Source organism: Romboutsia sp. LXY-2, from assembly GCF_056171995.1.
Genome location: NZ_JBKFGI010000006.1, coordinates 324,390 through 336,877 on the forward strand (window position 1 = coordinate 324,390; position 12,488 = coordinate 336,877).

Annotated in this window: 16 protein-coding genes and 1 riboswitch; of the genes, 3 read left to right on the plus strand and 13 right to left on the minus strand. The window is 27.8% G+C overall.

Annotation, left to right across the window (positions count from 1 at the left end; translation table 11 throughout):
* Window positions 1–96: 96 nt before the first annotated feature.
* The 4 genes from ACI48P_RS12695 to ACI48P_RS12710 form a co-directional block, all read right to left on the minus strand.
* Window positions 97–477, minus strand: coding sequence for a VOC family protein (locus tag ACI48P_RS12695; protein WP_475216238.1), 381 nt, complete (start codon window positions 475–477; stop codon window positions 97–99).
* 77 nt (window positions 478–554) lie between these two features.
* On the minus strand, window positions 555–1,112 hold the full coding sequence (locus tag ACI48P_RS12700) for a DNA-3-methyladenine glycosylase I (protein ID WP_475216240.1): 558 nt from the start codon (window positions 1,110–1,112) through the stop codon (window positions 555–557).
* A gap of 56 nt (window positions 1,113–1,168) precedes the next feature.
* Entirely contained in the window at window positions 1,169–1,630 is a 462-nt protein-coding gene (locus ACI48P_RS12705; RefSeq protein ID WP_475216241.1) for a VanZ family protein, read from the minus strand.
* A 33-nt stretch (window positions 1,631–1,663) separates the two neighbouring features.
* Window positions 1,664–2,332, minus strand: coding sequence for an HAD family hydrolase (locus ACI48P_RS12710; RefSeq protein ID WP_475216242.1), 669 nt, complete (start codon window positions 2,330–2,332; stop codon window positions 1,664–1,666).
* 251 nt (window positions 2,333–2,583) lie between these two features.
* On the opposite strand from ACI48P_RS12710, the gene ACI48P_RS12715 reads away from it, so the two are divergent.
* The 3 genes from ACI48P_RS12715 to ACI48P_RS12725 all read left to right on the plus strand — a co-directional run bounded on the left by ACI48P_RS12715 (window position 2,584) and on the right by ACI48P_RS12725 (window position 4,385).
* Complete coding sequence (locus ACI48P_RS12715) at window positions 2,584–2,769, plus strand: hypothetical protein (protein ID WP_475216244.1); 186 nt, start codon at window positions 2,584–2,586, stop codon at window positions 2,767–2,769.
* Between the two features lie 139 nt (window positions 2,770–2,908).
* Window positions 2,909–3,298, plus strand: a complete 390-nt coding sequence (locus ACI48P_RS12720) for a GntR family transcriptional regulator (RefSeq protein ID WP_475216245.1) — start codon at window positions 2,909–2,911, stop codon at window positions 3,296–3,298.
* Window positions 3,291–4,385 carry a DUF5808 domain-containing protein gene (locus ACI48P_RS12725; protein ID WP_475216247.1) on the plus strand — a complete coding sequence of 365 codons (1,095 nt, stop codon included), beginning with the start codon at window positions 3,291–3,293 and terminating at the stop codon, window positions 4,383–4,385. The genes ACI48P_RS12720 and ACI48P_RS12725 overlap by 8 nt, the downstream gene beginning before the upstream one ends.
* Before the next feature lie 69 nt (window positions 4,386–4,454).
* Here the strand turns inward: ACI48P_RS12725 and ACI48P_RS12730 are convergent, their stop codons facing one another.
* The 9 genes from ACI48P_RS12730 to grdD all read right to left on the minus strand — a co-directional run bounded on the left by ACI48P_RS12730 (window position 4,455) and on the right by grdD (window position 12,484).
* Window positions 4,455–5,027 carry a xanthine phosphoribosyltransferase gene (locus ACI48P_RS12730; protein WP_475216249.1) on the minus strand — a complete coding sequence of 191 codons (573 nt, stop codon included), beginning with the start codon at window positions 5,025–5,027 and terminating at the stop codon, window positions 4,455–4,457.
* Window positions 5,028–5,268: 241 nt separating this feature from the next.
* Window positions 5,269–5,370, minus strand: a riboswitch (purine riboswitch).
* Window positions 5,371–5,431: 61 nt separating this feature from the next.
* On the minus strand, window positions 5,432–6,244 hold the full coding sequence (locus ACI48P_RS12735; RefSeq protein ID WP_475216251.1) for a phosphotransferase: 813 nt from the start codon (window positions 6,242–6,244) through the stop codon (window positions 5,432–5,434).
* Window positions 6,245–6,368: 124 nt separating this feature from the next.
* A complete protein-coding gene (locus ACI48P_RS12740; protein ID WP_475216252.1) occupies window positions 6,369–6,842 on the minus strand; it encodes a hypothetical protein in 474 nt (157 codons plus the stop codon).
* A gap of 245 nt (window positions 6,843–7,087) precedes the next feature.
* Entirely contained in the window at window positions 7,088–7,654 is a 567-nt protein-coding gene (locus ACI48P_RS12745; RefSeq protein WP_475216254.1) for a chromate transporter, read from the minus strand.
* Entirely contained in the window at window positions 7,654–8,190 is a 537-nt protein-coding gene (locus ACI48P_RS12750; RefSeq protein WP_475216255.1) for a chromate transporter, read from the minus strand. Before ACI48P_RS12750 ends, ACI48P_RS12745 begins: the two co-directional genes overlap by 1 nt.
* Window positions 8,191–8,487: 297 nt before the next feature.
* Window positions 8,488–8,691 carry a hypothetical protein gene (locus tag ACI48P_RS12755; RefSeq protein ID WP_475216257.1) on the minus strand — a complete coding sequence of 68 codons (204 nt, stop codon included), beginning with the start codon at window positions 8,689–8,691 and terminating at the stop codon, window positions 8,488–8,490.
* A 146-nt stretch (window positions 8,692–8,837) separates the two neighbouring features.
* Window positions 8,838–10,460, minus strand: coding sequence for a carbon starvation CstA family protein (locus ACI48P_RS12760; RefSeq protein ID WP_475216259.1), 1,623 nt, complete (start codon window positions 10,458–10,460; stop codon window positions 8,838–8,840).
* Entirely contained in the window at window positions 10,457–10,963 is a 507-nt protein-coding gene (locus ACI48P_RS12765) for a DUF8052 family protein (RefSeq protein WP_475216538.1), read from the minus strand. The genes ACI48P_RS12760 and ACI48P_RS12765 overlap by 4 nt, the downstream gene beginning before the upstream one ends.
* 375 nt (window positions 10,964–11,338) lie before the next feature.
* On the minus strand, window positions 11,339–12,484 hold the full coding sequence (gene grdD / locus ACI48P_RS12770) for a glycine/sarcosine/betaine reductase complex component C subunit alpha (protein ID WP_475216261.1): 1,146 nt from the start codon (window positions 12,482–12,484) through the stop codon (window positions 11,339–11,341).
* Window positions 12,485–12,488 lie beyond the last annotated feature (4 nt).

Below are 12,488 nucleotides of genomic sequence, written 5' to 3' on the forward strand. Positions count from 1 at the left end.
TGAATACTCTCTTTTTATAAAGAATAATTTAACACAAAAAGCTGCATAAAAAGGTTATTTAATTTAACATCCTCTTAATGCAGCTTCTATCATTTATTAGAATTTATCTTCTCTTAATATATATTCGTTATTATCTTGATCTTTAAAAGTAAATAATTTTGCGTAGTCTGTAGTTATTATATCAGTTACTTCTACTCCATTAGCTTTCATTTGCTTATGAGCATTATCTAAATCTTCAGTGCTTAATATTACTGTTCTGTAGTCCACATTAGCTGATGGATTTTGCTTTTTCATTAGGTTCTTATCATATAATACTAGAGTTACCCATTCACTTTCTTTTGGAGCAACTTCTATCCATGTTAATTCTCCTTCTGTAGCATCTATCTTTACCACAAAGTTTAACTTTTCTGTCCAGAATTTCTTGGCTTCTTGTTGATCGTTTACATATACTGTAAACTTAGCAATCTTGTTTATCATGTCTTTCTCCCTTGATATATGTAAATAATAATTTCTTTTAAAGACTAACATAACTTTGATAGTCAGTCTATTATAATTTAAAATTTTTTCTTTCTAAAGCATGAATCAATATGGTCATTTATTAAACCAACAGCCTGCAAATATGAATATATTGTAATTGATCCTAAAAACCTAAATCCTCTCTTTTTAAGATCTTTACTAATTATATCCGATAGTTCTGAACTTGCAGGAAGCTTAGATACATCACTATAGCTATTAACAATAATCTTATTATCAACAAATTTCCAAATATATTCATCAAAACTTCCAAACTCATTTCTAATTTCTATAAACTTCTTTGCATTATTAATTGATGCTTCTATCTTTTTTCTATTTCTAATTATCCCTTCATTGGTAATCAGCTCACAAATCTTACATTCATCATATAAAGCTACTTTTTCGTAATCAAAGTAATCATATGCTTTCCTGTAGTTCTCTCTTTTTTTAAGTATCGTTAGCCAACTTAAACCTGATTGAGCTGATTCTAATACTAAATATTCAAAGTGAATCCTATCCTCATGAACAGGCACACCCCATTCTTCATCATGGTATTTTACATATATTTCTTCAGATTTACACCAGTCACATCTTTTCATTAAAATTTCTCCACATTTATAACCCGCTTAACTATGCAAGTTAATTATTTTAAGTATTAGTATTTGGTTCTACATTTCTTATTAGCTAATTTAATAATTATATATACAATAATTATACCTATAAATCCACCTGTGCTATCTATCATTACATCTCTAAACTCGCTGCTTCTTCCAGGTATAAAAAACTGATGAAACTCATCAGTACAAGCATATAAAAAAGTAAATAACATGGACTTAAAAGCTACTATATTGATCATTTTAATATCATTATACAGTGACATAAAAATTAATATTGCTAAAATACAAAAAGCTGATAAATGAGCTGCCTTTCGTATAATAAATTGAGCAATATCCAGCTCTATCATTTTTTTTATTACATTACCTACTATCGGTATACCACTTAGCATTTCTATTACTCCACTAGACTGGGCTGATGATATATGAGCTGGCTGATTTGACATATAAAAAATCATAGCCATCCACAATAATGCTAAGATAAAAAATTTCTTATTTTTCATATTTTTACCTTCCTTGGTGTCATGTATTTTCATTTAAATCCTTTTATTATTATCATTTAGATACTTTATAACATTTAATAAGTTATCAAATGATTTGTGGGTATGCTTTTTCATTTCTCCATCGGCAATTTTTAGGTCTGGTATGTGAATTGCTCTTATTCTAGCATTGTATGCAGCCTTTAAGCCTGCTGGAGAATCTTCTACTACTATACATTCACTTGGATCTAATCCTAATTTTTCTGATGCCTTTAAAAATATCTCAGGATTCGGCTTATAATTGCTAATATCATCTCCACATACTATAGCATCAAATTTTTCTTCTATGTTTGCCTCTTTTAAATGGCTTGTTGCTCTGTCTCTTTTAGCTGATGTTGCTAAAGCTATTTTATATTTATTCTCTTTTAAATACTCTAATAATTCATATACTCCTGATTTTACAGGTAATTCATTTTCATCCAAAAACTTATATAACTCTTCATCCTTTTCTTTATACATTTGCATTATTGGTATATCATTTCCATAATGATTCCTAAATTTATTGATAACATTTTGGCGACCAATCCCCATTACAGATATATACATATCTTTAGTCATGTCATATCCATGATTTTTAAAAACCTTAGTCCATGTATCTAAATAAATTCTTTCTGTATCAAAGATTACTCCATCCATATCAAATATTACACCTTTTATATCTCTCATATTTCCCTCCAATATTTGTATTTCTAGTAATACTTAATTATACAATAAGTAAGATACCTTATTCCATAAATTCATATACATTTCATAAAAGTCCAAAATCATAAAAAATTTATTTTGTAATAACATCTAATTCTATTCTAAATCTTAATTATTACTTAAATGCAAATATTTATATCTCTACATAATAATATTTTTTTTATTATTTGTAATACTAACTATGTAATACATAAATCAATAAGGAGCTGTAACTTATGAAAAATAATAAATTTAAAAAAGGTGAATATGAAAAAGCCGTAGAATATGCTAAGGACTTACTTCAAAATAATGTAGGAATGTCTGAAATAGTAGCTAAAACTAACTTAAATGAAGATGATATTAGAAAAATAATTAGAAAGAGAGATTCTGAATTCAACGATAAAAATACAAGATTGTTTTAATAATATTTATTAAGCCTTCAATTAGTGAAGGCTTTTTTTATTGTAAATATTTAGTTGTAAAATTTTATTTTTTTGTTATATAATATATATAACAAATATATTTATAATATAAATATATTAATAATAGGAGGTGCTAAATATGATATTGAATTTAGATTTTAATAGTGATATTCCAATATATACCCAAATCAGAGAAGAAATTATAAAATCAATAGCTAATGGTGATTTAAAAATTAATGAATCATTGCCATCTGTTAGAAATATGGCTGAAGAAATAGGTGTAAACCTTCATACTGTAAACAAATCTTATAATCTACTTAAAGATGAAGGTTATATAAATATTGATAGAAGAAAAGGTGCAATAGTTAATAATTTACCTCTTCCAAAAAGTGAAAATAATAATACTAAAATTAAATCAATGCTGGACTTATTGGTTGCACAATCTTATCTTACAGGTATGTCTCGTGAAGAATTTTTAGAGTATAGTAATGAATTATTTAATAAATATGGGGTGAAAGATTATGAATAGTGCAATGGCTTTACTTGTTAACATTCCAACATTATTTTTAATTTATATTTTAATATACTTTACCCAAGCTTTAAGTGGAAAAAGACAATTTTACGGAGTAAGCTTAAATAGCGATTATTTCAATAAAACTGAATTTAAAACCTTAGACAAAAAATTTAAGATTCTAGTGACTATTGGCTTTGTTGTATTTGCAATAATAACAATAATATCAATATATACTTTTAAAGCATATGTTTTTTCTTCACTAGTTCCTATTCTAGGATTTTGTATATATCAATTCATAGTGTATGTATATATTCATAATAAGGTAAAGGTAATTAAAGCAGAACTTTCTCTAAGTTCATCCGATGTGGATATAATAAAAACTAATGTTTTATTAGACACTGAGTTTATTAATGAAAAAAATAGAATTATAAATAAGTATTCTATTTTATTTTTAGTTCCATTAATTGCACTATGCTTAGTTGGATTAAATATGATATTGCAATACGACTCTATACCAGATATAATACCTACACACTGGGGCTTTAGTGGTACTGCAGATGCATTTAGTGAAAAATCGCTAGTTAAAGTTCTTTCGCAAACTTTAATGATGATCGGTATCGGATTTGTAGTATATATTTCTGCTATAGGTTCTTTAAAAAGTAGAATAAAGCTAACTGTTGACAATGTAGATGAAAGTAAAAAGCAAAACTTATATATTTTAAATAAATATGCTATTACTTTCTTTATATTAAATCTATTTACTCAAGTAATGTTTATAGTTATACTTATGGCTACATTTAACGGTGGAAATATAAACACTTATATTATGTGGGTATGCACAATAGCAATAGTATTATCATCAATATATCTTACTTATTTATATTATAAATCTCCTACAAAAAGTAAGAATGCAGTCTATTCTGTTGATGATAATGATGATTTGTGGATATTCGGATCCTTATATAACAATCCTAATGATCCTTCATTATTCGTACAAAAAAGATTTGGTGTTGGATGGACTATAAATGTTGGAACTACTAAGGGTAAATTATTCTTTATTCTTCCATTTTTATTAGTTTTAATGTCATTAGCCTTTCTATAATAATCAATATAAATAAAAGCCATCTTTAAAATATTTTACAGATGGCTTTTTATATTCATTAATTAAAAATTATTTAAAAGTTACGCTTCCATTTTCTATAGAATCTATTATTGCTAAAGACTCTACTCTTGATCCTGTTTTTTCAATTTCTGCTCTTCCATCTTGGAATCCTTTTTCGATAACTATACCAATACCAACTAAGTTTGCATTTGCTTGATCAACTAAATCTTTTAGGCCTAATGCTGCTCTACCATTAGCCAAGAAATCATCAAGTACTAGTATATTCTCGCCTTCGTTTAAATATCTTTTAGATACTTTTACACTATATTCTTTACCTTTAGTAAATGAATATACTTTTGTTTCATATACCTCAGTGTCAAGATTCTTAGATTCTACCTTTTTAGCAAATACAACTGGAACATTTCCAAAGTGTTGAGATGCAATTGAAGCAATAGCTATGCCTGATGCTTCTATAGTAAGTATTTTGTCTATTTTATCATCTTTAAATCTATTCTTAAATTCTTTCCCTATCTCATTTAAGAAAGCTACATCTATTTGGTGATTTAAAAAGCAATCTACTTTTAAAATATCATTCCCTCGTACACTACCTTCTTTGATTATCTTATTTTTTAATGACTCCATATTACTCCTCCTAAAATTCTTATCTGTATATATAAAAAATTCGCTTCGCTCATGTCGCCAACGTCTGCTCAGCAAGCTCACATCCCGTTGCTCAAAAGCTTTTTTACTTACTATAGGTGCATCAGTATCACTTGGTCGTATGGGTTATTCAAAGATTATGATCTATTATAGTTTCCTGATACGTAAAAAAGCTCCTATCAAAATATTGACAGGAGCATGAAAATTCAAAGCAATAGTAGTTATTTACTTATAGTACTCCTGTAGTCAGGCAATTTACGGTAGCCCAGTAGAAACAATTGAACCATATTTTCAAAAATATACAGGTAATATATTAAATTATTTCTTTTAATTATATATTATACTTATATTTAATTCAACAATAGTTTCTTCTTTTTCTACAATATTTAAGAAAGTACTACATTATTACTTAATATTAATAACAATTTAGCAAAGGCTAATCTGTCCTTATCTATCAACTCTCTTCCATATGCGTCAAAAAATAATTCATCATATTCTCTAGTTTTCAAACTAGTTCCTAAACTCTTTATTGCACTGATAATGTCAAAGTGTCTATCGCCTATGCCACTTAAATTCATATTTATTATTCCACTAAACTCATAATCTTTCATTATAATATTAGGTAAGCAATATTCACCATGAATATATACATCATTAATACAAGAAGGCTTTAAGCTGTCTAACATTAATAAACCTTGATTCGGCGTAAATCCATATTTATTAAAGAAATCTTCCATATCTATTTTATCTTCTCTAATATTAATATTACACTGCTTCATCATCTGCTCAGTTCTGTTTATTTGAGGTGAACTTTCATACTTTAACTCATGTATCATTCTAAGGTGCTCTGCAAATTTAGCTACCAGTTTTTTAGGATTATTTACATGATAATCACTTATACCACTTTCACCATTTAATTCTTTTATAAGCAAGTAATCGTAGTTATCATCATTTAAATAATCAACTATTTCTCCGGCAACACCTAGATTGTTAAAGAAAAACGTATTTTCATACTCCCCTCTTAGTGATTCCTTTTCTGATATTTTTAAATATATCCCTTTATCTTCTATAAATAAAACTTTATTTTTTTCACTAAAACTCTTATTAGATATATTACTTCCAGCTATGTATTGTTCTAATTCATTTGGTAATGAATTTATTTTTAATAAATCAAATATATTTTCTTCAACTTTACTCAACATCATATCCCCATTTTCCCTTTTAATAAGTTTAACGTTTTCCATAATTTTGCAAAACGTTTTCTTAGTAATATAGTAAACTTATTTAATGCTTTTGTAAAGTCATTTCCATTGTCAATTTATCTTACTCTATATTTTTAAATGTATATTCCATATCTACAGGTATTTTTATACTTATTTCTTTTTTACTTTCCCATGATATATAGTCTTTTACTAATATACCAGTAATTTCTTTGTAAACAGGCCTTACCATTATATATGTATCGTTACTTCCATTTAAATTAATATCTTCTTCTTTGTTTATTTTTATTTCTTCATTCCACTTAGTTCCCAAAGAATAACTTATGGCATCTTCTTCATCCTTATTTAAGGTTATATTTATTATAGGCTTATATTTCTTATTAAGTATTATGGTCATTTCAGTGTCATCAGTTAATAATATGTCATCACCTATTTTTTCAAATTCACCTTTAACTATATTTTCTGATTTTTTTTCAAACTTCAAGTCATAATAATCTAGTGCACTCGAAATGTATGTATTACTTAATATAAAGCACAATGATAGTAATAAAGTAAAAATAAATTTAAATTTGTTCATATTTATCATCCTTTCTTTATTTACTATTTTGTGTAGTAACATACAAATTATACCACTCTAATCCAGGATTATATTACATATAATATCATAGATATATTTATTTAAAATATAAATTAAAGTTATATAATCTATCAAAACAAATATTAGTACACAAAAAAGTCATAGAATACATCTACAACTTCATACGTTTTAATTTATTTTTTATTTCTATATCTTTATTTCAATGCTTATAAAAATACATATTTCTATAATCCAAATAATATTCCTGCAACTGCTCCTATAGCTAAATATAAGGCCGGATGTTTTTTATACTTTCTTGACACTATAAATAGCGCAACAAACAATATTAAAGCTTTATAATCAAATATGTGTAAAATTTTTTTACTTTCAATAAATTTATCAATAGTTAAAACCGAAAGTCTCATTATCTCAAACCATGCAATTGCAATTAATCCAGTTACCGTTGGTCTTAGTCCAACAAATACACTATTAACTACTTTACTCTCCCTAAATCTCTTTAAAAAATGCGCTACTATTAATATTATAATAAATGATGGTAAAACTAAGGCAGTAGTAGCAACTAGAGATCCTAAAATCCCTTTAGCTTCAAATCCTGCATATGTTGCCATATTTATACCTATAGGGCCTGGTGTTGACTGAGACACGGCTATCATATCAGCAAGCATAGCTTGATTAAACCAAGGATATCTTTCTGCAATATCAGATAAAAAAGGAAGAGTCGCAAGTCCTCCACCTACTGCAAATAATCCTGTTTTAAAAAACTCAAAGAATAATTGTATATATGTAATCATTATTTTTCTCTCCTATATGAAAGTAGCAGCCCCAATAGACATGATGATATAACAATATAGATTGGTGAAATATTAAATAAAACTCCTACTATTACAGTCACTATAAAAATTATAATTCCTGTTTTGTCTACAACAGACTTCTTAAATAAAGTTATTATTGCTTCTAAAATTAATACTCCTACTGCCACCCTAATCCCAGCAAAAGCATGCTGCACAATTAAATACTTAGAGAAATTTTGTAGGAATGTAGCAATTGTCATTATTATTATAAATGATGGGAAAACTACACCTGTAGTCGCAAATAGTGCTCCTATTACTCCTCTTACTTTATATCCAACAAATGTAGCTGTATTTACAGCTATTATTCCAGGAGTAGCTTGACCAACAGCATAATAGTCCAATAACTCTTCGCTAGTTGCCCATTCTTTTTCTTCAACTACTTCTTTTTGTAACATAGGAAGCATTGCATATCCCCCACCAAATGTTAGTCCACCTATTCTACAAAATGTTTTAAATAAATCGAATAACTCGTTCATTACCCCACCTCCTATTTATTCTTACCATATAATTCTATTTTCTTCAAGTTTTTTAAATGTATATATATGTCTTACTTTTTGGCTATTTTAATAAATATAGATTATTTTCCAGGAAATATTTTACTCTATTGTAATTTTTTTAAATAAATTGTAAGTCATCAAATAAAACATTCATATTTAATAATTGATATATGTAGTTTTTTAGCATAGTAATTAACATTATTCTATGGCATGAAATATTTATTCCATACCATAGATTTATATATTATTTACTTCTAAATCTTACTACATTAAATGTTAATGTCTAGTTTGCTTATTACTATTTTTTTCTGGATATGCATTATTTGTATTAACTACTCTAAAACCAAGTACATCAGTTGTTTCACTATCTGTACTATCTGTAATATCTAAACTATCTTTAATTTCTTGATATTGGTCATCATATTCATCTAAAAATACAAACTCATCATTATCATTTTTTTTATTCTGTTTGCTTTTCATGTCAATTATCCTTTCTTTAGTGTGATTAATTATTATTATTTGTAAAATAAATTCATATATACTCTCCTAGATTATCTCTAGTATTTATTTTGAATTTATAAATATAATTGGCATATAGCCTGATAAGACTATATGCCAAAAATTAACTAACTAGTAGCGTCTTCTTTTTTATTTTTTAGGAAGCTTATTGCTTCTTTTATTAATATTAATGCAAGTATTAATAATGCAACCGCAATAAATACTAATGGATAATTTACACCTATATTAGCTTTTATGTTAAATATCAGTGAAACAATTGTAACTATAAACATAAATACTATTGGTATTATAAACTCCTTGCATCCTCTCTTTGTATTATAAAGCCATATAGCTATTGCCATCAAAGCTATAGCTGCTAGAAGTTGATTTGCAGAACCGAATATTGGCCATATTTTTTCATATCCCATAACCGCTAGTAGTCCTGAACATGCTACAGTAATAATTGTTGATACATATTTATTAGATAATATATTCTTCTCACTAGCTTCTTTATCAGCCATTCCATTAGTATCAAAGAACTCTTGGAATATAAATCGTCCTAATCTAGTTGCTGTATCTAAAGATGTTAATGCAAATGCTGATATTGCAAGAGCTGTAAATGTTTTACCTATAGTAAATGGTATTCCAAATGATACCATAAAGTTTGCTATACCTTCAGAGAATACGTTAACTGGTCCACCATTAGCTAATAGGTCTCCAAATTGAGCATTTGAGATATATGCTACTGTTATTAAAGCAACTATAGCTAATAAACCTTCTATAAGCATTGATCCATATCCAACTTTTTTAGCATCTGATTCTTTGTATAATTGTTTTGCTGATGTACCTGACCCTACCAAAGAGTGGAATCCTGATATAGCACCACAAGCTACTGTAACAAATAACACAGGGAATAAATACTGACCATTTACATTAAATCCAACAAATCCATCCATTTGTATTTCTGGTCTTAATATAACTATTCCTAATAAGGCCCCTATAATCATTGCATATAATAAAAATGAATTCAAATAATCTCTTGGTTGAAGCAATATCCATACTGGAGTTACTGAAGCTACAAATATATATATAAGTAAAAGAATAATCCAAGTTTTTTTAGAAAGAGCTAATGGGAATAAGAATCCTAGGTATATGCATCCAAATAAAAGTATTACACCAACTATTGTTGCAGGTAATAGAGGCATTTTAAATCTATATACCGCTAATCCAAATAATACAGCTAGTATCATAAAAAATACTGATGCACTTGCAGCTTGAGGTGTAGATACAAAGTTATCAGCAACTATATTTGCAAATGCTGCTACAACAAGTATTAATGTTAACCAAGCGAAAAGTGCGAATAATTTTTTACCTTTTTTACCCATGTTTGCTTCTATTATCTCTCCTATTGATTTACCATCATGTCTAATAGATGCAAATAAAGAACCAAAGTCCTGAACTCCGCCAAAGAAAATACTACCTATTATAACCCAAAGCGTTACAGGTATCCATCCAAATATAGCGGCTTGTATTGGTCCAACTATAGGACCAGCACCTGCGATAGATGCAAAGTGATGTCCTATTAATACTGGCGCCTTAGCTGGAACATAATCTACTCCATCCCTTTTAGTATGAGCTGGTGTTTTTTTACTATCATCTATTCCCCATTTTTTAGCAAGATATCCTCCATAACATATATAAGCTATTAATAATATCACTGAACTACCTATTAAAAGTGTAAAGGAATTCATTTAAGTACCTCCTTATAATAATTTATGATTTCTTTTGCTTCCGAATTATATATTAATTCATTATTGCATTTATCCATTACAATAACCCTAGCTGAGGCATAACCTTGAAGTCCAAATTTATAACTTTTTCTTTTTTTAAATTTACGTATTATCTTCTTTGTATCTTGGTCAATAGAATTCGTGTTAATAAATAGTGTTACTATTGAAGACATATGATTTTCATTAGTTTTTACTAAATTTTTTAGTGAATACTCTACGAATGGAAATATTTTATCATTTAGATATTCTTTAGATAGGTTGTTTATTTCTTTCGCAAATAGATACTCATTATTTTCATATGAGTATATGACTTTATCTTTACTCAAAAAATACTTTGTGTTTGTTAAATTAAACTCTCCCATAAAATCAAAATCATAATTTTCTACGGCATAATTATCATATATGTTAAATGAATTTTTAAGAGAGTCTTTTAGCTTATCTAAAATATTATCACCTCCTCTTATTTACATTAATGATAGTACCTAATCAACCAAATCGCAACTGTATACAAAATATTATATATAAAATTTTACTACAAACTTATACAAAGTATTTATATTTTAATTACATTATTATTCCACAATAATCGCTAAAAATTTTCTTACATTATCGATAAAAAATTCGCTTTACTTGAGCGACTACGTCTGCGAATCACTTCATGTAGCCAACGACTTCGTCGTTGCTCAAAATCGTTTTAACGCTCAAAACCAGTTTATTTATACTACTTAGGTTCAGAAGTTATCCACATAATTAGAAGTATTATAATATCCTTAAGCGAAAAAAAGAGCTTCGATTAATCGAAGCTCTTTCTGGTGTAAACTAAGCGTTTTTAATTTATATTACTTTGCAGTATATCCAGCTTTTAATAATGTTTGTACTGCTATTTCTCCTTTAGAATCATTTACTAATACTATTGGACCAGTGCATCCCATTCCACTCTCAGCATAGATTCCATTTTTCCATAATTCACTTACTGCATCTTCTAAATCCATTATATCTATACCTGATATTTGACAAGTTACAACTTCTTTATCTGGCATTTTAACTTCTTCTTTTTCTACCTTAACTTCTTTTTTAGTTACAGAAGCTATTATATCATCAAACTTAGCTTTTTTAACATTTACAAATTCAGCTTTAGATAAACTTGTTATATCACCTTTTACTACATCATAAGCATATTTTAACGCATTTGCAACAACAGGCGAACCTGAAGCTCTTGATAATATTAATACTCTTCTATCGTAATCTTCACCTACACCAGGACCATATCCAAATCCATGAGCTTCATAATCTCCACCTGTAGTGAATGAAGAGAATACCTTCATGAATATGTTTCCTGATAAAGTATCAGTTACCATAACATCTGGTGCTCCTACAAGAAGGTCATTTCCTCTCATTACAGATCCACCATCTGCTCTTATTGATTCAGCAAAAGTAATATCATATCCATTTGCTTGTAATTCTTTTAAGCATTTTTCAACTTGTCTTGCTCCATCAACATTAAGTATTCCTACTTTAGGATTCTTGATTCCTATAGATTTCGCAGTTGAAATTCCATATATAGCATTTCTAACCATTGCCTCTATTCTATTAGTAGCACTTGTTCCTGTAGTAGTAGCAAGTATCATTTCTCTACCCTTAGCAGGAGTTACGACTCTACCTACAGTAGATACTCCTATAGGGAAATTGTAGTGCATTGTAACACATGCATCTATGTAACCTGAATCTAATAACTCTTCCATTTTTGCATGCATATCACTTTCAGAATTAACTTCTACTACTTCAAGGTCTGTATCAACCTTAGGTCCTATAAGTACTATATCAAATAAATTTGACTTAGCTAGATGTGCTCCATTAACAAGATTTTCTACACCATGTTCACTTCCTAATGTAGTTAAACCTATTCTTATCTTCTTACCAAATTCTCCGCTTTCTATTGCATTAGCGACTTCTAAGAATACATCTGCTATAATTTTTTTTGACATATCC

Excerpts from the sequence above, each read along its gene's own strand:
- ACI48P_RS12745 (WP_475216254.1), bottom strand. The coding sequence starts at position 7,654 with ATGATTACATATATACAATTATTCTTTGAGTTTTTTAAAACAGGATTA.
- ACI48P_RS12725 (WP_475216247.1), top strand. The coding sequence starts at position 3,291 with ATGAATAGTGCAATGGCTTTACTTGTTAACATTCCAACATTATTTTTA.
- ACI48P_RS12730 (WP_475216249.1), bottom strand. The coding sequence starts at position 5,027 with ATGGAGTCATTAAAAAATAAGATAATCAAAGAAGGTAGTGTACGAGGG.
- ACI48P_RS12715 (WP_475216244.1), top strand. The coding sequence starts at position 2,584 with ATGAAAAATAATAAATTTAAAAAAGGTGAATATGAAAAAGCCGTAGAA.
- ACI48P_RS12760 (WP_475216259.1), bottom strand. The coding sequence starts at position 10,460 with ATGAATTCCTTTACACTTTTAATAGGTAGTTCAGTGATATTATTAATA.
- ACI48P_RS12720 (WP_475216245.1), top strand. The coding sequence starts at position 2,909 with ATGATATTGAATTTAGATTTTAATAGTGATATTCCAATATATACCCAA.
- ACI48P_RS12755 (WP_475216257.1), bottom strand. The coding sequence starts at position 8,691 with ATGAAAAGCAAACAGAATAAAAAAAATGATAATGATGAGTTTGTATTT.
- grdD (WP_475216261.1), bottom strand. The coding sequence starts at position 12,484 with ATGTCAAAAAAAATTATAGCAGATGTATTCTTAGAAGTCGCTAATGCA.
- ACI48P_RS12695 (WP_475216238.1), bottom strand. The coding sequence starts at position 477 with ATGATAAACAAGATTGCTAAGTTTACAGTATATGTAAACGATCAACAA.
- ACI48P_RS12710 (WP_475216242.1), bottom strand. The coding sequence starts at position 2,332 with ATGAGAGATATAAAAGGTGTAATATTTGATATGGATGGAGTAATCTTT.
- ACI48P_RS12740 (WP_475216252.1), bottom strand. The coding sequence starts at position 6,842 with ATGAACAAATTTAAATTTATTTTTACTTTATTACTATCATTGTGCTTT.
- ACI48P_RS12700 (WP_475216240.1), bottom strand. The coding sequence starts at position 1,112 with ATGAAAAGATGTGACTGGTGTAAATCTGAAGAAATATATGTAAAATAC.
- ACI48P_RS12705 (WP_475216241.1), bottom strand. The coding sequence starts at position 1,630 with ATGAAAAATAAGAAATTTTTTATCTTAGCATTATTGTGGATGGCTATG.
- ACI48P_RS12750 (WP_475216255.1), bottom strand. The coding sequence starts at position 8,190 with ATGAACGAGTTATTCGATTTATTTAAAACATTTTGTAGAATAGGTGGA.